This is a genomic window from Thiohalomonas denitrificans (genome assembly GCF_900102855.1).
Classification (GTDB): domain Bacteria; phylum Pseudomonadota; class Gammaproteobacteria; order Thiohalomonadales; family Thiohalomonadaceae; genus Thiohalomonas; species Thiohalomonas denitrificans.
In genome coordinates, this window is sequence record NZ_FMWD01000004.1 from 39,982 (window position 1) to 60,070 (window position 20,089).

Consider the following 20,089-nt stretch of genomic DNA (forward strand, 5'->3'; position numbering starts at 1 on the left):
ATTCGTGAATTTTCCGGGATAGGTGGCAAGAAACGATGAAGCCTCTGTTTCACCCCAGACTGGTCAACACACCGAATGGCGATCCCGGGGTTCTGGTCGAGTTTCTGTTCGAGCGACGGGCACTGCTGTTCGACCTGGGGGACAATACCCCGCTGTCGCCGCGCACGCTGCTGTCGGTCACTCACGCATTCGTTTCACACACCCACATGGATCATTTCATCGGCTTCGACCGGCTGGCCCGCCTGCTGGTGGGGCGCGACAAACAGCTCCACCTGTTCGGTCCCCCGGGGCTGATCGACCAGGTCGGCCACAAACTCGCTGCCTACACCTGGAATCTGGTCGCCAACTACACGGCCGATTTCGCTGTGACCGTCACCGAACTTGCTCATGACGGCGCGGCCCGCCATGCGCACTATCACAGTCGCGACGCCTTCCGACGCACCCATGAAACCGAATCGGCTATCCCCGATCGCCGGCTGGTGGACGAGCCGCAATTCAGCGTTCGCCATGCTCTGCTTGATCACCGTATCCCCTCCGTTGCGTATGCGCTGGAGGAGAAGCAGCACATCAATGTCTGGAAAAATCGCCTTGATGAAATGGGCCTGACAACCGGCCCGTGGCTGCGCGACTTGAAGAGGGCGATCCTCGCCGGAGAGGCGGACAGTACGCTGGTTCGGGCCGGTGCCGAGGGTGGTGAGCGATTACTCAGCCTGGGTGAACTGAAACGCAACCTGGTGCATATCGAGCCCGGGCAGAAGGTGGCGTATGTCACCGATGCCGCCGGGCATGAGGCAAATGCCCAACGGATCCTGGAACTGATCAGCGACGCCGATATCCTCTTCATCGAGACGCCGTTCCTGCAGGAAGATGGGGCTATGGCCAACGGCAAATACCACCTGACCGCCGCCCGCGCCGGCGAACTGGCCCGTCGCGCCGGAGTCGGACGCATCGTCCCATTTCACTACTCGGCACGATATCCCAACGGTGAAGTGCTCGCCCGGGAGGCCCAGGCCGCTTTTGAGCAGCGCGACCGGTAGGCAGCTCATTGACTGAAAGCCGCACACCAGCAGCCACTCTTCATCAGATTACAACCGAACCTTCACCGCATTGTCATCGCACCCGTCCAGAGTCGCTATCGAAGGATCACAACCGCTTCCGCACACTGCGAGGACCTTATGATGCTGAATACTCCTTTGAACGAATCCCTGCACCTCATTCTCAACTACCGACCGCTGGGACTGGTCCGAGCCACCCCCAAGGCGTTTAGCGCCTTTGGCATGATGGTCGAGACCGGATGTATTTTGCTGCCAAACCAAGTCGAGGTGGACGTAACTTTATCCTACCGCCGTGAGGGACGTAACCGAGTGCACAGGGTATCGGCGTGGGTCACACGCTCGGAACCCGGCGAAACCTGTCTGGAATTCGATACTGAAACATGGGCGGCCACCCGTCTGTTTCTGGATGATCCTCTGTCGGCTCTCTATGCTCATCCGGGAGCATTGGGGAAGATTCCGCGCCGGGAAATCAACTAACCTGCCTCGCTCTCCTACCATTCCCGCTAAGATACCAACCTAGATATCTTATCGAGGCACATGCCCCGGGAACGACCATCATGAGCATCGATGAAACACCCGGACTAACAAGCCGTCACTCAAGCGTCATACTCTGTTCATCAAACCATCACATGCCCACGGCAGGCTAGCGGCTGCCAACCATGATGAAACGAACAGGAGATACCCATGCTTTTTAGTCTGAAACACTCCCTGCTTGTCGCGAGTGTGAGCGCAGGCGTCCTGCTCACTGCCTGCGCCAACGGCGGCCAGACAAAGGAATCGACCGCAATCGCCGCCGTAAACAATGACGACTATTTCGAAGCCTATGATGAAGGCCGGCTGTACGTCTTCGATGATGCCGACACCTATCTCGCCTTTCTGGAGCATGGAGAAACTCCATTCCGGAAGGCGCGTATCGGTGACGGGCCCAATGGCGAAACAATCGTTTTCGGATTGACCGACGAAGACAAAAAGAAGCAGACCGGTATCGCCAGTATCGATATCTTCGACGGCAAGCTGGAACCGGCGGAAAACTTCTACGGCGAGCTTCACCGGGACGGACGCATCTACGTTTTCGACCGCTGGGAAGACTTTCAGGCAGTCAGAAATTTCGGTCACCCGGCCTATATGTACAGTGATATTGGCGCGGGACCCAAAGGAGAGACTATCGTATTCGTCCTGAACAGCGACAACAAAAGCCAAAAACCACAGGGACTGATAGCGAAGTTCAATGGACTACGCGATTGATAATCGATGTAAAGAGCAAGCATGGAAGAACATGGACGCCGCCGCGAGGCGGCGTTTTTTTTGGCTCTCCCGCAGAATCTGTGCGCAGCAGGAGGAAAACACAACAACGGACTAATCCCGTGTCGACCCGTAGGTCGGGCTTCAGCCCGACAAGCTGCTTCCAGGAGGAACCGGGATCAGTTCTTGACCTTGCACCTTGATCGAAGATCATGGCTGGTCAATCATCCCGCATGGCGGCTGTCGACCTGTCGCTCTGTCTGCTGATTAATCGGGCCGGAGCCGCAAGACCGGTTCGTAGTTTCTTTATCGCAATCAGTCGCCTTGGTGACGGTGTGGTGTGGTACATCATGATCCTGGTCTGGCCGCTGCTCTACGGCGCACCGGGGATTTCCGCTTCCCTGCACATGGGGGTGGTCGGTCTGGGCCCGAGCACCCGCAGGTGACCAAAATCTTTACACTCCATGCGACCGCATTCCTGTTTGTTACAGTGGCCCATTTCCCCCGGGCTGTCTGGGTCATGGCGCCATTTGCCCTGTTGGTGGGCGCCTCCCGGTTACAGACTTCCGTTACCCTGCATGTCAAGGAGCAATATCTATCCCCTGCAACTCATATGGGGCGGTGGTCAACAAAACACGGCGAACGCCTTGCAACTGGCGCCCCTGTGCGACATTGGCCTGATTCCGGAAAGCGTCTTATCGAATCGACGGAGCAGCAGCATCCCGACGATTACATTATGCTTCAGGTCACGCAACACCATCGCCGCATGGGCTTTCAGATCTTGCACATGTGGTCCGAGCTACAAACGAATCCTGTGAGTCGACCAGTCCTTCAGAGCACCAATTAAGATCGGGTAAAACAAAGTTCGTTCACTCCATCGTCGATATTGTCAGCAGACTCGACTGCCAACTTCGCCAGACTATCGAAACCGAGTCGGAGTACCGGACCGTTTCAGCCATGGGTACTTGGTCGGGATATGATTTCGTGCATCCCAGAGCTGGTCCACCCGCAAAAAAAGCGCCCCCGATTTCCGGGAGCGCTCTGCTAGTCCAGCGGTAAATAAGTGCGACCTAAAACTTGTAAACCATGCCGACGACGGCAGCACTGCCGTCGCCGTCCAGCTTGCCCTTTTTTGCCAGGCCGTCATCATCGCCACTGGCCAGTAACACATAAAGACTCGCCGCCTTGTCCATCTTATGGTTGTAGCCCAGGGCGTAGAAGGTGGGGTCCTCTTTTGCTCCGTCATCGTAGTCAAGAATGCCGTAGGAGGTCTTGAAAGTCCCCTTTTCGTTCAGCTTGAACTGGCCGCTGAGAAACATCGCGGTATCGTCATCGCCGTTCGCCCGCTCTTCCATGTCATAGACCAGTCCCAGTTTCGCCGCGCCAAAGGTAAAACCGGCGCCGAGTTTGGTGGAAGCCTCTGTAGCTTCGGGATCGGTGACGTCGTTGATATCCTCACGGGCCGCGGTCAGATAGAGTGGGCCGCCCTTGTAGCTGAGCATGGCGGAGACGCGGTCATTCTCGTTCTCCTCCTCCACAGCGTCGTCACCGCCGGCATAGGCCAGGCCGACCGAAAAGTTGTTGAAGCTGTTGAGATACAGGATGCTGTTCTTCGCCCGTGTATCGGTCTGAACCACGTTATTGTAATCGGCATAGGTATCACCGAAAGGGTCCAACTTGCCGGTGGCCATTTTGTGCGGCATGTCGTGATAGCCGACACGCACCTCGCCGAACCCACCTTCCAGACCGACATAGGTGTTGCGTGCCTTGATGAGGTCGTCGGAAGATTTGGCATTGTCACCGACGGTGTCCACCTGAAACTCCATCTGTCCTTTCATGGTCATGCCGTTGTCCAGCAGTTGATCCGCCTTGACGCCGAGACGCGAGGCGTGGGAGGTCACCGCCGTGGAATCGCTGTCGCTGGTGCCGTCATCTTCCGAGATGGCGCCGGCAGAGACATGAATTTTTCCGTAAACGGTCATCTCGGCAGCAGCGGCCCCGCTGAGACCGAGGGCGACGGCGGCGGCGATCAGGCCGTTGTGCACAGTTTTCTGCATTGCTTTTCTCTCCTGGTTAAAACGTCGATAAGCGTGTGTCGAAAGCCGCATGCAGTATTGCGAGTTAGTGTTACGCAGAGCTTACCGTTCGGTAACAAACCAATGAAACTTCTCTGGCGGTACAAAGGTTGGCACTCGGTCCCATACGGCCTGCGCTCTATACATGCCTGTGGTAAGACGCCCACCTCACCCACGGCGTCTGCAAAAGACACATAAAAAAAACGCTCCCGGAGAAACCGGAAGCGTTTTATCAGGGCGAGCTGCAGAGATTATTTCAAGGCATTCAGCGTTTCCTCAACCACACTGGCCGGCAAGGGAATATAACCATCTTTGACCACAACATTCTGACCTTGCTGAGAGAGCACCATCTTGATGAACTCGCGCTCCAGCGGCGGGAGTGGCTTGTTGGGATGCTTGTTGACGTAGACGTAGAGGAAACGGGCCAGCGGATAGTCACCCGACAGTGCATTTTCCGGCGTGGCATCGAAGAACTCGTCACCTTCCGCCCATGCCAGGGGAACAGTGCGCACACCCGATGTGTTGTAGCCGAGTCCTGAATAGCCGATGCCGTTGATGGAGCTTCCCACGGATTGCACTACAGAAGCTGACCCGGGCTGCTCGTTGACGCCGTTCTTGAAATCTCCCTTACACAGGGCCATCTTCTTGAAGTATCCGTAGGTGCCGGAAACGGAATTACGACCGTAGAGCTGAATGCTCTTGCTACCGAGGCTGCGATCAACCCCAACATCACTCCAGCGGGTAACATCGGCGGGAGCCCCGCACTTGCGGGTGGCGGAGAAGATGGCATCCACCTGCGGGATGGTCATGCCCTTGACCGGATTATCTTTATGAACAAATACCGCCAGCGCATCAATGGCGACCGGGACGGCGGTCGGTTTATAGCCGAACTTCTTCTGAAAACTCCCCAGCTCCTTGTCCTTCATTTTCCGGCTCATGGGACCGAGATTGGAGGTGGATTCGGCGAGTGCGGGCGGCGCAGTGGAGGAGCCGGCAGCTTGGATTTGAATGTTGACGTTGGGATATTCGCGCTTGAATTCCTCCGCCCAGAGCGTCATCAGGTTCGCCAGAGTGTCGGAGCCCACCGAAGAGATGCTGCCGGACACGCCACTGGCCCGGGTATATTCGGGAACCGCCGGGTCGACGGTCGTTTGGGCTACGGCCAGGCCACCGGCCATGAATCCGGCCAAGCCGGTTACTGCAAGCAGTTTGAACGATTTCATAGATCACTCCTCACTTCGGGTTTTGAGATGCTGAGGACATGATGGCGGGCGAATATGACAGTAGCGTGACCAAGCCGTAATCGTTGGGTGACAATCAGCCCGGCCGGCGAACGCTGTCAATCCGGGTGCGGCAGATACGCGACAAGGGAAAATCACAGGTGAAGGTGCTACCGCGACCCGGCACGCTGTCGATGCGCAGGCGCGCCTCGTACCGGTTCAAAACATGTTTGACAATCGCCAGTCCGAGACCGGTACCGCCGCTATCCCGGGAGCGGCCCACATCAACTCGGTAAAACCGTTCCGTCAAGCGCGGGATGTGCACAGCCTCAATACCGACACCGGTGTCCGAAACCGAGTAATGGGCACCCTCCTTGTCAGACCACCAACGAATGTGGATACGCCCTTCCGCGGGCGTATAGCGAATGGCATTGGTAACCAGATTGGCAAAGGCACTGTGTAACTCGCGCTCGGCACCGTAAAGCCCCAAATCCGCTTCGGCGTCGACACTCACCTGCTGGTCTTTCTGGACGGCAAGGTGCTCGACATCCTCACAAATCGTCGCGATGAGCGTCGGCACGGCCACCGGCTCGTCAGGGGGACGGCTACTGTCGGTCTCCAGACGCGAGAGCAGCAAAAGATCTTCGACCAGGTGTTGCATGCGAGACGCCTGCTGCTGCATCAGAACCAGTGAACGATTCCATTCACGGGTGCACTCGTCATCGGCGTCGATCATGGTTTCCAGAAATCCGCTTACTACGGTAAGCGGCGTCCGTAACTCGTGGGAAACGTTGGCCACGAAGTCCCGCCGCATCTGTTCGAGCCGCTGCTGCTGGCTCACATCACGCAGGATCAGAAGCCGCAGGTCGCGGCCATAGGGGACCACCCGGACACTCAGCGTCATTGCCGGGTCCTTGGGTGCGGGAATCAGGATATACCCCGACTCGTTGCCTCGTTCCAGAAAATTACCGAATTCGGGATCGCGGATCAGATTGTCGATGCGCTGGCCGACATCCTGTCCCGCGTGCAGCTTGATCAGTTGCCGGGCGGCATCATTGAACCACTGGATTTCGTCACCGGGTCCAAGCACCACCGTGGCATCCGGCATTGCCGAAGTCGCTTCCTTGAACTGACCCAGAATGGCGGCGAGGCGTCTTTTCCGGGCTCGCTCCCGCCGCCGCTTGCCGTAGAGAAGATGAAAGACTTCGCCCCAGATGCCGTTCGCCTCCGGCGGATAGTAGGTCCGTCCTTCGCGTAGCCACTTTTCGAGCCGATACAGGTGATGCAGGTGCCAAAGCAGATAGGTCAGCAGCCCGAGAAACAGGAAAACGCCCGGCCTGTCCAGGATCACGCCGATTAGCCAGGCGCCGACCAGAATGGCACCCAGTCGGACGAATTCGGCACTCCAGGGGCGTGGCAAGGGAAGTTTACCCGTCAGGTGAAAAACGGTAGCCGGCGCCACGAACCGTCTGAATCAGACTATCGTGGCCACTCGGGATCAGTGCCTTGCGCAGTCGGCGAATATGCACGTCGACCGTACGCTCCTCCACGACCGCACCGCGACTCCACACCCTGTCGAGCAGTTGCGAACGACTGTAGACCCGCTCCGGGTGAGACATGAAGAAATGCAACAGCCGAAACTCGGTCGGCCCCACATCAAGGGGCTGCTCATTGGCGCTCACGCGATGGCTTTGCGCATCCAGCTTCAACCCCTCCGCCGAGAATATTCCTTCGAGATTATCCGGGGAGGCGCGCCGCAGGACGGCGTTGATGCGCGCGATCAGTTCCCGGGGAGAAAAGGGTTTGGTGATGTAGTCATCCGCTCCCACCTCGAGGCCGCGAACGCGATCATCCTCCTCGCTACGGGCGGTCAGCATGATAATCGGCAGATCTTTGGTGTAGTCGTCTTTTTGTAAACGACGGGCCAGTTCGATACCGCTGGCGCCAGGCAGCATCCAGTCGAGCAGCAGCAGATCCGGTCGCCGATCGGCCAAAACACGATCGGCTTCCGCCGCGTCACCGGCCTCCAGGGTTTCGAAGCCGGCACGCGCCAGCGCCATCACCACCATGGTGCGGATGGCCGGCTCGTCCTCAACCAGCAGAATGCATTTGCCTGTCATATCCTCGCAACACCATTGCAACGGTCGCTGCCATTTTAAAGCCCCGTATATGACAAGGGTGTGACACGGCGGATCGCTCTCTGCCAATCCGCATCTCTGCAATAAATCCGTTTTGCCTTTTCCGAACCGGTTACTTCTCCAATTGGCTAACGTCCCGTACCGCGCCACGAGCGGCAGAGGTGGTCATCGCCGCGTAGGCCTTCAACGCGTCGGATACCTGGCGCTCCCGGTCAACCGGCTTCCAGGCTTTGGGGCCCCTGGCCTGCATCGCTTCGCGGCGCTGGCCCAGCTCCTCATCGGAGAGGGCGACACGGATGGAGCGATTGGGGATATCGATTTCGATGGTATCGCCGGATTCCACCAGGCCGATGGCGCCACCTTCAGCCGCTTCCGGTGAAACGTGGCCGATGGAGAGTCCCGAGGTGCCGCCCGAGAAGCGCCCGTCGGTCAGCAGCGCACACGCCTTGCCCAGCCCCATGGATTTGATATAGGAGGTGGGATAGAGCATCTCCTGCATGCCGGGTCCGCCGCGCGGCCCCTCGTAGCGGATGATCACCACGTCGCCGGCCTTGACCTCGCCACTGAGGATCTTCTCCACCGCCTCCTCCTGGGCCTCGCAGATCACCGCCGGGCCGGAGAACTTGAGGATCGACTCGTCCACCCCCGCGGTCTTCACCACGCAACCCTCCTCGGCGATATTGCCGTAGAGCACGGCCAAGCCGCCCTCCTTGGAGAAGGCGTGTTCCATGTCGCGAATGCAGCCGTTCTCCCGATCCAGGTCAAGGCTGGCGTAGCGTTTGTCCTGACTGAACGCCTGTTGGGTCGGTACACCGCCGGGTGCCGCCTGATAGAAGGTCCAGCGTTTGGCATCCCGGGTACGGCGCACATCCCACAGGTCAATGGCCTCGCCGATGGAGCCAGCGTGCACGGTGGGCACATCGCGGTGCAGCAGGCCGCCACGCTCCATCTCACCGAGGATCGCCATGATGCCGCCGGCGCGGTGTACATCCTCGATATGATACTGCGGGGTGGCCGGCGCCACCTGGCACAGGTGCGGCACCCTGCGGGAAAGCCGATCGATATCCGCCATAGTGAACTCGACCTCGCCCTCGCGGGCCGCGGCCAGCAGGTGCAGAATCGTATTCGTGGAGCCGCCCATGGCGATATCGAGGCTCATGGCGTTCTCGAAGGCCTCGAAGGTGGCGATGGAGCGCGGCAGTACCGAAGCGTCGTCTTCCTCGTACCAGCGCTTGGCGAGGGCCACCACCATGCGCCCTGCCTCCTTGAACAGCCGCTCACGATCGGCGTGGGTCGCCAGCAGTGTACCGTTACCGGGCAAGGAGAGCCCCAGGGCCTCGGTGAGGCAGTTCATGGAGTTGGCCGTGAACATGCCGGAACAGGAGCCGCAGGTGGGACAGGCGGAGCGCTCCAGGGTCTCCACGTCTTCATCCGTTTCGTTGGGGTCGGCCGCCGCCACCATGGCGTCCACCAGGTCCAGGTGCACCTCACCGCCCTTCACCACCGCCTTTCCCGCCTCCATCGGCCCGCCGGAGACGAAGATGGTGGGGATGTTCAGACGCATCGCGGCGTTCAACATCCCGGGGGTGATCTTGTCGCAGTTGGAGATGCACACCAGAGCGTCCGCACAGTGGGCATTCACCATGTACTCCACCGAATCGGCGATGATCTCCCGCGAGGGCAGGGAGTAGAGCATGCCGCCGTGACCCATGGCGATGCCGTCATCAACGGCGATGGTATTGAACTCCTTGGCTACCCCGCCGGCTGCCTCGATCTCCCGCGCCACCAGTTGGCCCATATCCTTGAGATGGACATGGCCCGGCACGAACTGGGTAAAGGAATTGGCGATGGCGATGATCGGCTTGCTGCCGAAATCGTCGTCTTTCATACCGGTGGCACGCCAGAGGGCGCGGGCGCCGGCCATGTTGCGGCCGTGAGTCGAGGTCCAGGAGCGATAGCGCGGCATGGGGAAACCTTTCTGTTGAAAAATGCGAATCAGCATCCGGTTTGGGAGCCTGTCCGATAGCGACCATCGCAGTAGGTCAGTCTGTTCTCGGACAGACTCCGAGCCGGCCGGTAATCGGAATAGGATACCAGAGGGGAGAGCGACTGGGGACTGGGCTTCGAGACAGAACCTGCCGGGGTTCCGAACTTAACCGGCTGAGGCGGCCTTCGCGCCAGCGGAAGATTTCGGGCGGGGAACGCCGAGAAGGCAGCAAAAAAATTCTGCACGCGCGGGGTCCACGCGTGCAGAAGATGAGTTACTACATGCCCGAAGGAGAGGAAGGGCGTTCGCCGGCACCACCGTCCTGCATGGCCCCGCCGTCCTGCATGCCGTCCTGCATGGCACCACCGTCCTGCATGGGGTCCTGCATGGTACCGCCATCCTGCAGACCGGTATCCGCACCCTCTTCACTCTCGACGAAAGCCGCGAACTCGGAGGACTCGGGATCGAGGCCGAGGGCATCGACAGTATCGCGATCGATTTCACCCGTCGCCTGCATGCCTTCCGCTTCCTGGAACTCGCTCAGGGCACTCTGGGTCAGTGGGCCCCAGATCCCATCTTCGGGACCGGCAGAGTAGCCTTCGCGATTCAGCGCCTCCTGCAGCTGCAGGATAGCATCCGAACGCTCACCCCGGGCGGGCTGCTGCTCTCCGGCCCCCGGCTGATCCATCGCACCCTGCTGCGCCGAACCGGGAGAGTACGCTCCCCCCGACTGTTCACCTGCTGCGTGGACCAGCGGCGCCGACATCAGCGCGGCCGCTGCACACAGTCCGAGAATGGGTTTGAATTGCATTATTCACCTCCGTGTGGATTTAACGGCGCGTGCTTGCGCCTCCCGAAAGCGTATACGGAACGGCAACGGATTCAAGGCGTGCCGGAGACCGGTTGTGACGCAGTTCTCAAATCAAGGCTTATCGCGGCTTCCGTCTCTCCTACGGGGGAGTGAGGGCTATCGCGGCTTCCGCGCTCCTACGGAGGTGTGAGGGTTATCGCGGCTTCCGCCGCTCCTACATTTAGGCTTCAGGTGGTGGTCGTGCACCCCTGTAGGAGCGGCGGAAGCCGCGATTCCCTGGAGGAACAGCAAAACCCACGGTACAATCTCGGCAAAAACCACTCATTGTGCAATGGAATCTGCCAACCACCAGTCACCTCACGTGTCCGCCCTACGCCGTGGGCGCTTCTCCGAACCTGGCCGCATTTATCTAGTCACCACCGCCACCAACCACCGACGCCCTCTGTTCACCGATTTTCATCTCTCCCGGCTCGCTATCAAGGAGCTGCGGCAGAGCGACATGCGCGGACGTTGCGAGACGCTGGCCTTCGTGCTCATGCCCAACCATCTGCATTGGCTGCTTCAGCTCAGAGATACCGACCTTTCGCGGCTGCTGAGGCTTTTCAAGGCGCACTCCGGGAAGGTAATTAATGCGGCATGCGGCACACCGGCGCATCGCATTTGGCAACCGGGGTTTCATGATCACGCGCTGCGCAAGGAAGAGGACATCGTCAAGGTTGCACGCTACGTCATCGCCAACCCGCTCCGTGCCGGCCTGGTCAGGCGGGTTGGCGACTATCCGCACTGGGACGCTGTCTGGTTGTAGGCAGATGAGAGGTAGTTTTCGCGGCTTCCGCCGCTCCTACGGGGACGGGTGAGGGCTATCGCGGCTTCCGCCGCTCCTACATTCGGGCACCAGGTGGCTGCCGTGCCCACCTGTAGGAGCGGCGGAAGCCGCGATAATCACGCCGGGGCCCGCGACCGCTGGGAGTCCCCCGCTAACGGCTTGCGCGGCGGCACTTCACAGCCACCGCCAGCTCCGTCAAAGCGGCGCACCAGCGGTGAGGAGTTGGCCGGCCACTGTCCCTTTACCTGGTTGTCGGGGGCATCACCGGCAAAGACCAGGTAACCGTACTTGCCATAGTGGGGCACCTTGCGGGCAAGTCCGGAGACGGCGGTCGGGTTATCGGCGGCCATCCAGGCGATGGGTGCTCCGCCCCGGCGGGAAGCGGTCAGCACGAAACTCCGCCTCTCCTGCGGCCAGTCGCGCCCCTCCAGTTCGATGCTGTCGGACGTCAGTTGCGCGGAATCGCCCAGCGCATCCTCCAACTGCTTCCGATAGCGATTCGCCCAACCCAGCAGCCATACCGGCCGGTCCGCCGGCAGGGACTCGAGCTCGTCATCGGCTCGTACACTGACACCCCACTGTCCCCCCGCCCAGCCCTCGGCCAACCGCCGATAAGTCTGGCGCATAGATTCCGGTCCCCCGGAAGGAACCACCAGCAGCAGACGGTCGGCACCCAGCAGCGAATCCAGGGATACCGGAAGCTCTCCGGGAAGCAGTCGCCGGAACAGATCAAAGCGGGGATCGATGGCGGCACACTGTGGTTCTCCAGAGAGTGGCAGTGAAATCTCGGTGCGCTCATCATCCAGGATCACCCGGTGCTCATCCAGCGTGCCATCGGCCATTCGAACCACCACCGGCACCTGCAACGGGAAGGGTTTTCCCGGTCCCTTTTGGGCCAGCGTCAGGTTCAGCACCCGTTTTTCGATTTCGACGGCCTCCAGGTCCACACGGGGCGCTCCCGGCCGCTCGACCCAGTGCCGGAAGAACTCCGAAAGGGCTTCCCCGCTAACCGCCTCGAAGGAGCGGCGCACGTCGGCAAAGGCCGCCTCGGTGAATCGATACTCCCGATAGAGATGCCGCAGCCCCTCGAGAAAGACCTCATCCCCCAGGCGCAGGCGCAGCATGTGGAACAGCATCAACGACTTGCCATAGCCGATGGCCTGGCTGGCCCCGCTATGCCGGGAAGTAAAGGCGGACAACGGAAAATCGCGGCTACCCGAGACGTACTCGGCATACTTCTGCAACTGGTCGCGGCGATATTCGGCACCTTCTCCCTTGCGCTCCTTCAGCAGATGGTCGGCCATGTAGGCCGTCAGCCCCTCGCTCCAGTTGCCCGCCTCATAATCCACATACACACCATTGCCCCACCAGTTGTGGACGATCTCGTGCGGATAGGAGGAGTAGAGAATAAAAGGCAGTCGCAGCACTCTGGGGCCGAGCAGGGTAAACGAAGGCATTCCGTAGCCCGTCTCCCAGAAATTCTCCACCATTGCGAACTTCGCATAGGGGTACTCGCCCATCAATTCACTGAACAGCTCCAGATAATCGCCGGTGGCGTCCAGGTAGCGCCGTGCCAGTTGCGGATTCTTCTCACGCAGATACACCTGGGCCTCGGTAGGTCCCGCCGGCTGCCGACTGACGTGAAACGGCCCGGCCATGAGATAGATCTGGTCCTGGGGGAGATGTTCGGTCCAGCGCATGGTGGAGCCCTCCCCCGCACTCCCGGCGCCCTGACTGACGCTGCTCCAGCCTTTGGGTGCCTTGACGTCGAGCGTAAAGGTGACGCGCTGCTCAGGCTCGAAGAAGGGCACCCAGCCGCTCCCGCCACCCAGATAAACGCCATCTTCCGCGATGTAGCCGGGGGTCATCTGCCGGCTGCGGCCGACACCCTCGCCGAATTCATCCAGGGGATGGTGCAGGCGCCCGCCATAGCTGAGGGTCACCTGCTGCATACCCGGCTCCAGTTCGAGGCGATAGCGCTCGAGGGGAATGGCGCCCTGAACACGGCCCATGGGCTTCAGTTTCGCTCCCTTCAGGGCCTTCGGGTTCAGCCCTGCGTGCAGGAGAAAGGTTGGAGCCTGGGCAGGTGGCTCGGGCCAGACCACCGTATCAGTGACTGCCAGGGCATGGGCTTGCGGCTTCAGGGTGACCCGTAGCTGATGCTCAAGCACCGGAGCGGACAGAGCCGGCAGGGCCAGCAGCCAACCCATAAGTAGCGCGGACAGACGCATGCAACCTCCCCGAAAATCATGAAAAAGCAGCGTGTATTATAGTTGCATGGATAGGCCCGGTCGCCGGGTCCGTTTGCGTTCCCTAAAAGGAGTCCCAATGACGATTCTTAAAATGCTGCTTACGGCTGCGGTTTTGCTGCTCTTCGGCTGTGCCACGGCGGCGGACCCCGAGCAGGCCGGACCTTCCGAGACACCCGCTACTTTCGCAGTGGATCTGCGTGACATCCCGCGCCTGGAGGCGATTATTCCGCAGTTGACCGAGAAATGGGTGGTGTTCGTAGGCGAGAGCCACGATCGTTACAGTCATCATCTGAACCAGCTGGCCATCATCCGCGGAATGCACGAGCGCCACCCCGACCTGGTGATCGGACTCGAGTTTTTTCAGCAGCCCTTCCAGCACTATCTGGACGACTATGTGGCGGGTAAGATCTCTGAAGAGCAGATGCTGCGCGGCACTGAATACTACTCCCGCTGGAAATTCGACTATCGCCTCTACCGCCCGATCCTGAACTATGCCCGCGAACAGGGTCTCAAACTGCTTGCACTCAATGTCCCCGCGGAACTGACCCGGAAGGTAGCCCGCCAGGGGTTTGACGGGCTGGAACCCGAGGAGCGGGCGCAGCTGCCCGAAATCGGCGAGGCTGGAGAGGCGTATCGAGAGCGGCTGCAATCGATTTACAGCACCCATCCCCACGAGGGCGAAGACAACGAGAAGGCGTTTGAATACTTTATGCAGGCGCAGTTGCTTTGGGACGAGGGTATGGCGGAACGAGCGGCGGATTTCCTCAGTGAAAACCCGGAACGGGCCATGGTGTTGCTGGCCGGCTCGGGCCACCTTGCCTACGGTGTCGGCATCCCCTCCCGCCTGGAACGCCGCATAGCGGTAGACACGGCGCTTGTGTTGAATGATCCCGGGGAGGAACTCACACCGGATATCGCCGATTTCGTACTGATGACGGAGTCCGTATCGCTGCCGCCCAAAGGCCGACTCGGTATTTTCATGGAAGATAGCGACAACGGAGTGCTAGTGCGGGACTTCACGGAAGAGAGTGCCGCCCGATCGGCGGGATTGCAAAAGGAGGATCGCATGGTGCAAATCGATGGCCAGCCCATCGACAACACCACCGACGTACAGCTTGCCCTGCTGGATGGCGATCCCGGCGATACGGTGACCCTGACGGTGGAGCGTGGCCGGTGGTTGGCCGGCAGCGAGCAAGTCGAGTATTCAGTGACACTCCGTTGAGCCGGATAGGTGTCTCTACGGAACTACCTGTACTAACCCGAAAAGTTCACGAATCAGCCGCAAAGCTTCCGCTCCTGCTCACGCCCCTCACCTACATCCATGTAGGCGAAGATGCCAAGAGCGCAGATAATTCAATGGTTTATCAGCGCACAGGGCCGCCGAGAACCATGGGAAACGGCAGAACCGCGGGCGATCCAGGAAAATTACGGCGATCAAAACTTTGCGTTCTTTGCGTCTTAGCGGTGAATAATCCAGGCTAAATGAGTTCGGGGGAAGGAACTTTCCGGGAAACGGCCGGGTCTATCAGTTGGATACGTATTTCCCGCACGCGGCGGTACTCACCACGAGGCTCACGAGTCCGAGTACTCCGCCCCGACCACCGCTGAACGGAACTGCACATGAAATCGATAATGCGACACCCGGTCCTCTCCCTGCTGGTTGGCATCGCCACCGGCATCCTGATTTTTGCCGCCCGCGCCCAAGCGCCGGCCGAATTTGCCACTGCCGTGCCGCTGCATGACAAGGGCATCTCGACCTATTATGTCCGGGGCAGCATTGATGGGCTGGGCGATGTGGAGTTTCTGGTGGATACCGGTGCCGGTCACACGACCATCAATGAGGAGACGCTGACGATCCTCAAGGAGCGCCAACTGGCCAGTTACAGCCGCGATCTCACGGGTATTCTCGCTGATGGAAGCCGAATGCGTGTACCTGTGTATCACATCGCCAGCATCGAACTGGGCGGCTGCCAGCTTCAGAATATCGAAGCCGCGGTCTTTCCCGGGCGTACCCGCTTTCTTCTGGGGATGAATGCGCTCAAGCAGGCAGCGCCGTTCGCCTTCGTCACAGAGCCCAAACCACAGCTTGCGTTGAGCAACTGCCGAATGGCGAGTAAGTAGTGAACCACTAGGGCTCAAATAAAGGCCCGGGCCTTGCGGCCCGGGCCAGCCCGCAAAAAATCAGCAGGTTTTCCCTTCAGGTACGCCCGCCTTCTTGAGCGCCACGCTCAGGGGACAGAACGTGGTAATCCCGCTCTGTGCCAGATTGAAGCCGACGAAAACACCCAGCCATATCCAGTTCGGATGCACGAATTGGGCAAGCCCGATGCTGGCCAGCACCATCAGGCCGGCAACGAGTGCCACCACACGGTTTACGGTCATTTCCTGACTCCTTTTTAGTTGCGGTAGGAAATCTGCAGGTTAACTACATTCTGTTCAAGCTCGATGGTGGTTGTTCCATCTTCCGAAGTAATTTCGTTGTTGAACGCGTGTACGTAAGAGAGCGAACCCGAAAGGCGCTTGGCCAGCTCCCTTGTCAAACCCAGAGACAGGTGATGCTCCGTGACTGCCAATGAACCGATATTGGCCTTTACGTCCTCGGGGCCAATCGGCGACTCGCCGTAGTTGTAGCCGACACGGACCGTAGTCTTGGGGTTTACCTTCTTCTGTACACCGATGGCATAGACCATCTGGTCATCCCAACCGTAATTGAAGGTGCTGACAACTTGACCATCGCGAGACAGATCGATGCTGTCGAGCACATCGGAAAAGGCGATCCATTTGATGTCCGCCTCGATCAGCAGATCATCGGAAGGCATGAAGGCTGCTCCGAAGGCCAGCTGCTGCGCGGCGTCCATGTCCATCTCGTATTTCCCGTCAGTCGCATTCCATTCAAACTCATTCATGTCCTGCTCGGAGATGTAGGAGAGGCCGAAACGCATGACATCGTTGGGCTGGTAGGTGGCACCGACGGTGGCACCGAACCCGAAGGTCTGGTTTTGCGGCAGATGCAAAGTAGACGTATCGACAGCCAAACTCTGGTAGTCGATGTTGAGTGCCGCCCCCCAGGTCCACTGTTCATTGATTCGATATCCGAACCCGGGGGCGATCTTGTAGAACTGCTTGGTGGTGACGACATTCTGATTGCCGGGCATTGGGGTGATGTCATCGAAATCCACCCCCATGCCGGAGAGGCCGGACATCCCCATCCCGAAGGTCAGCTTGTCGTTGGCCCGGTAGGCCAGTGCCCCGGAGGGGATCAGGTAAAGGTCCGAGTCACTGTCAACCCCGTTGGCCTTTCGGGGCGGATTGAGAAAACCGAACCCCATGTCGGATCGGAACTCGTCGAATTCCAGGGTGGCCAGTCCCGCCGGATTGGTCAGAACCGTACCGGCATCCTGAGGTGCTGCCGTTGACGCGCCAGCCATACCCCACTGGGTGGCGGTAACACCCAGCATCTGATCGCCGTTGGTCGCCCAGGCCACCCCATTTGCTCCCAGTGTCGCACACAGTACGAAACCGACTTTTTTGCCTATTGCCTCCATAACCATTCCCCTCTGGTTTGATGGTTTTATCGTTCAGTTTTATTGTTATGATTCACGACAACGATTGCGCACTTAACGCAAGTACTGTGATACGCCGGGTTTGCCCCGGAAAACCTGATGACAGCTCATGCAACCGTTGGTGACCTTTCCAAAATACTCGGCAGCCCCGGCCATATCATTCTTTTCAGCAGCGTCGGCCAGACGCAGGGCATTACCCTCGACGTCGTCGTTGAACGGCACCAGTACGCCAATCTTCTCGTCAGTGATATCCTCCAGTTTCATGTACGGAAGGAGGCCACCACGCGGGATACGGTGATTGGCCAGCCGGCGGGCGGCCTCGGCAGCCTGCTCCGGGTTGTCCGTCATCAGCCCGGTGGCCACGGCCTGGTAGTCCCCAAGCACTTCGTGCATGACGTGGCGCAGCGTGGCGTTATCACTGTGGCGGGTATGCTGGCTGTAGATCTTGAGCAGGGCCTTCTTGGTTTCCGGCGAAAGCTTCTGAATACGCTTACGCATTTCCGGCTCCATGATCTGCAACTGCTTCTGCATCATCTTTTGAGCAACCGAGGGTTCTGCAGCGACGAGCGCCGAGCTGCCGCCGATGAACAGGACCCCTGCAATCAATCCTCCGATGATCGTTTTCTTCCGCATCATTTTTCTCCCGTGTATAAGTTGGTTAGGCTTGTCAGGCGTTTTGATACGCTCTACCCATGGAGTCTGCAGAAGAGGTGTTTCGCAAGGATTTCCCGCAAGCATGAAGTTGTAACAGAATGTTACGGGCATTTACGGGTCATTAAGGGGTAAGATTCAGCAAGCCGTAGGAAATAATCTATGAACGAAAAGACCGATCGGCACCGCCTGCTTGTCGTCGATGATGATGATGCCCTGCGACGGCTGCTTGAGCGCTATTTGGGTGAACATGGGTTTGAAGTCACCACCGTACCCGACGGCAGGACGATGGAAGGTGTGCTGACGAAGACTTCATTTGATCTCGTCATCCTCGACTTGATGCTGCCGGGTGAAGATGGCCTGTCCCTTGCCAAGCGGCTTCGAAGCCGCGGCAATCTGCCGATTGTCATGCTCTCGGCGTGCGGAGAGGACGTAGACCGCATTGTCGGCCTGGAGGTGGGTGCGGATGACTACCTCGCCAAACCCTTCAACCCGCGTGAACTACTGGCCCGAATCCGCGCAGTCCTGCGTCGCAGCCGGAACATGGCCCAACCGATGCAGGACGAAAGAGCTTTTGGCCCTTACCTCCTCGACGTCGAGAGCCGCCGACTGACCTGTGACGGCAAAGAGATCCCGCTGACCACCGGTGAATTCACCCTGCTCTCCATCTTCACCGCTCATCCCAATCAGGTGCTCACCCGGGATCGGCTGCTGCAGTTGCTAAAAGGCTATGAACACCAGCCGTTCGATCGCAGCATCGATGTCCGCATCACCCGGCTGCGCCGAAAGATCGAGACCGATGCCACCGCACCGATCTATATCCGTACCGTGTGGGGAGAGGGTTATCTCTTTGCCCTGGATGGCCAGTAAAACCAGATGACAATTCGTCCCAGCACACTTTTCGGCAAGACACTTGCCACCATAGCCCTGGTTTCCATGGGCTTTCTCTTGTTTACCCTCACGGTGATGGCGAAATTTCTGCTGATGCCGGTCGGGGAACGCTCCGCCGCCGACCTGGCCGCCTTCATGGTTTTTTCAGCAGAGACCTGGTCAGAACTTCCCGATGAGCAACAGGCGCCCTATGCCCGAGAGCTGGAGGCGCGCAGTGGACTTCGTATTCGTCATCCACAATACAATCTTCCTGAACGCGGCCTGGTACTGCCCTACTTCTATTTCCTTGAAAATGCCCTTGAGAAGCAAACCGGCAAACCGGTGACCCTGTGTGTGGAAACGGATCGGGATGGTACACCGCGGTACTTTGCCCGGTTCGATGTGGGCGCCAAGGTTGCATCCGTCGGAGTTCCCCGCACCCATATGAGTGTGCAGCCCCCATTGGCCCTGTTTCTGGTGTTTTCGGTCGGCATTCTCGTGACGATGGCCACGGCAATCGCCCTTGTACGGCGGCTCACAGCGCCATTGGAGCGGCTCTCGGCTGCGACCCACCGCCTGGGAAGCGGCGAGTGGCCGGCCCCCCTTCCGGAGACCGGGCCCAAAGAATTGGTGCACCTGACACGCAGTTTCAATCACATGATGATTCAGGTCGAGGAGCTTTTGGCCAACCGTACGACGCTACTGGCCGGCATCTCCCACGACTTGCGCACCCCGCTGTCACGCATGCAGGTCGCCCTGGAGATGCTTCCGGCTGAAAACGATCCGGAACTGATGGAGGGACTGAACGCAGACATTGCCCACATGAATTCGCTCATCCGACGCTTCCTGGAAGTCGCCCGCGGACTCGAGGACGACCGCTGGGTCAACGTGGATATGGATGGTTTGGTGGCATCCGTTACCGAGGCATTCAAACGTAGCGGTGCCGAGATTCGCATAACGCCGGGCAAGAGCTGCAACCTGGAGACTTCGGAACTGGCCCTGCGCCGCATCCTGGAAAACCTGCTGGAAAATGCCGTGCGCTACGGTGAGGGCAGTCCCGTGGATATCGAATGGCACTGTAGCGCAGGTTCCATTGCCATCCATATTCTCGACCGGGGCCCCGGGATTCCCGCATCCGAGAGCGAGGCTGTCTTCCGCCCCTTTTACCGCCTGGAAGGCTCCCGCAGCCGCGCCACCGGCGGCAGCGGGCTCGGCCTCGCCATCGCCCACCAACTCGCCCAGGCCAACGGTTGGGAAGTCACCCTCCTCTCACGCCACGGCGGTGGCACACGGGCCGTTCTCAAGCTGCCGATAGCGACAGTGCGAAGGGGCGACAAGGAGCGCGGTGAGGCGGAGACCGCGAGGAGCGATCACGCTCTTTAGTCACGTGAATTTCGAA

General features: G+C 59.5%; 19 protein-coding genes. 9 read left to right on the forward strand and 10 right to left on the reverse strand.

Translation table 11 applies throughout. The annotated features are described in order from the left end of the window. Positions 1–35: 35 nt before the first annotated feature. The 4 genes from BLP65_RS06890 (at position 36) to BLP65_RS06905 (ending at position 2,743) form a co-directional block, all read left to right on the forward strand. The gene (locus BLP65_RS06890; protein ID WP_092994513.1) at positions 36–1,037 is read left to right on the forward strand and encodes a ribonuclease Z; all 1,002 of its coding nucleotides are present in this window, start codon (positions 36–38) and stop codon (positions 1,035–1,037) included. Positions 1,038–1,175: 138 nt separating this feature from the next. After that, complete coding sequence (locus BLP65_RS06895) at positions 1,176–1,532, forward strand: hypothetical protein (protein WP_092994516.1); 357 nt, start codon at positions 1,176–1,178, stop codon at positions 1,530–1,532. A gap of 207 nt (positions 1,533–1,739) precedes the next feature. Next, positions 1,740–2,300, forward strand: a complete 561-nt coding sequence (locus tag BLP65_RS06900) for a hypothetical protein (protein WP_092994519.1) — start codon at positions 1,740–1,742, stop codon at positions 2,298–2,300. A 209-nt stretch (positions 2,301–2,509) separates the two neighbouring features. Next, positions 2,510–2,743: a hypothetical protein gene (locus tag BLP65_RS06905; RefSeq protein ID WP_139181445.1), complete on the forward strand. Its 234-nt coding sequence runs from the start codon at positions 2,510–2,512 to the stop codon at positions 2,741–2,743. Between the two features lie 624 nt (positions 2,744–3,367). Here the strand turns inward: BLP65_RS06905 and BLP65_RS06915 are convergent. The 6 genes from BLP65_RS06915 to BLP65_RS06940 all read right to left on the reverse strand — a co-directional run bounded on the left by BLP65_RS06915 (position 3,368) and on the right by BLP65_RS06940 (position 10,528). Continuing rightward, positions 3,368–4,354 carry a porin gene (locus tag BLP65_RS06915; RefSeq protein WP_175452477.1) on the reverse strand — a complete coding sequence of 329 codons (987 nt, stop codon included), beginning with the start codon at positions 4,352–4,354 and terminating at the stop codon, positions 3,368–3,370. Positions 4,355–4,623: 269 nt separating this feature from the next. Then, the gene (locus BLP65_RS06920) at positions 4,624–5,595 is read right to left on the reverse strand and encodes a PstS family phosphate ABC transporter substrate-binding protein (RefSeq protein WP_092994531.1); all 972 of its coding nucleotides are present in this window, start codon (positions 5,593–5,595) and stop codon (positions 4,624–4,626) included. 94 nt (positions 5,596–5,689) lie between these two features. Beyond that, the gene (gene phoR, locus BLP65_RS06925; RefSeq protein ID WP_092994534.1) at positions 5,690–7,012 is read right to left on the reverse strand and encodes a phosphate regulon sensor histidine kinase PhoR; all 1,323 of its coding nucleotides are present in this window, start codon (positions 7,010–7,012) and stop codon (positions 5,690–5,692) included. A gap of 7 nt (positions 7,013–7,019) precedes the next feature. Continuing rightward, a complete protein-coding gene (phoB, locus tag BLP65_RS06930; RefSeq protein ID WP_092994537.1) occupies positions 7,020–7,712 on the reverse strand; it encodes a phosphate regulon transcriptional regulator PhoB in 693 nt (230 codons plus the stop codon). Between the two features lie 130 nt (positions 7,713–7,842). Then, positions 7,843–9,696, reverse strand: a complete 1,854-nt coding sequence (ilvD, locus tag BLP65_RS06935; RefSeq protein ID WP_092995422.1) for a dihydroxy-acid dehydratase — start codon at positions 9,694–9,696, stop codon at positions 7,843–7,845. A gap of 298 nt (positions 9,697–9,994) precedes the next feature. Continuing rightward, a complete protein-coding gene (locus BLP65_RS06940; protein WP_092994540.1) occupies positions 9,995–10,528 on the reverse strand; it encodes a peptidoglycan-binding domain-containing protein in 534 nt (177 codons plus the stop codon). A 331-nt stretch (positions 10,529–10,859) separates the two neighbouring features. Between BLP65_RS06940 and BLP65_RS06945 the strand changes: the two genes are divergently transcribed. Beyond that, positions 10,860–11,333 (forward strand): REP-associated tyrosine transposase, encoded by a 474-nt coding sequence (locus BLP65_RS06945; protein ID WP_092994543.1) that lies wholly within the window; start codon positions 10,860–10,862, stop codon positions 11,331–11,333. A 137-nt stretch (positions 11,334–11,470) separates the two neighbouring features. Here BLP65_RS06945 and BLP65_RS06950 read toward each other — a convergent pair whose 3' ends face one another. Continuing rightward, complete coding sequence (locus BLP65_RS06950) at positions 11,471–13,585, reverse strand: M1 family metallopeptidase (RefSeq protein WP_092994546.1); 2,115 nt, start codon at positions 13,583–13,585, stop codon at positions 11,471–11,473. A gap of 97 nt (positions 13,586–13,682) precedes the next feature. Between BLP65_RS06950 and BLP65_RS06955 the strand changes: the two genes are divergently transcribed. Both BLP65_RS06955 and BLP65_RS06960 read left to right on the forward strand, forming a co-directional pair. Beyond that, positions 13,683–14,828 (forward strand): ChaN family lipoprotein, encoded by a 1,146-nt coding sequence (locus BLP65_RS06955; RefSeq protein ID WP_175452478.1) that lies wholly within the window; start codon positions 13,683–13,685, stop codon positions 14,826–14,828. Positions 14,829–15,226: 398 nt separating this feature from the next. Further along, on the forward strand, positions 15,227–15,727 hold the full coding sequence (locus tag BLP65_RS06960; RefSeq protein ID WP_092994552.1) for a retropepsin-like aspartic protease family protein: 501 nt from the start codon (positions 15,227–15,229) through the stop codon (positions 15,725–15,727). Between the two features lie 60 nt (positions 15,728–15,787). Here the strand turns inward: BLP65_RS06960 and BLP65_RS06965 are convergent, their stop codons facing one another. From BLP65_RS06965 to BLP65_RS06975, 3 genes are all read right to left on the reverse strand, one after another. Next, positions 15,788–15,988: a YgaP family membrane protein gene (locus tag BLP65_RS06965; protein WP_092994555.1), complete on the reverse strand. Its 201-nt coding sequence runs from the start codon at positions 15,986–15,988 to the stop codon at positions 15,788–15,790. A 14-nt stretch (positions 15,989–16,002) separates the two neighbouring features. Continuing rightward, entirely contained in the window at positions 16,003–17,151 is a 1,149-nt protein-coding gene (locus BLP65_RS06970) for an OmpP1/FadL family transporter (protein WP_092994558.1), read from the reverse strand. 72 nt (positions 17,152–17,223) lie between these two features. Further along, positions 17,224–17,805: a cytochrome c gene (locus BLP65_RS06975; protein ID WP_217631924.1), complete on the reverse strand. Its 582-nt coding sequence runs from the start codon at positions 17,803–17,805 to the stop codon at positions 17,224–17,226. A 177-nt stretch (positions 17,806–17,982) separates the two neighbouring features. On the opposite strand from BLP65_RS06975, the gene BLP65_RS06980 reads away from it, so the two are divergent. After that, a complete protein-coding gene (locus BLP65_RS06980; protein ID WP_092994564.1) occupies positions 17,983–18,690 on the forward strand; it encodes a response regulator in 708 nt (235 codons plus the stop codon). Positions 18,691–18,696: 6 nt separating this feature from the next. Beyond that, positions 18,697–20,073, forward strand: coding sequence for an ATP-binding protein (locus tag BLP65_RS06985; protein ID WP_092994567.1), 1,377 nt, complete (start codon positions 18,697–18,699; stop codon positions 20,071–20,073). Positions 20,074–20,089: the final 16 nt, after the last annotated feature.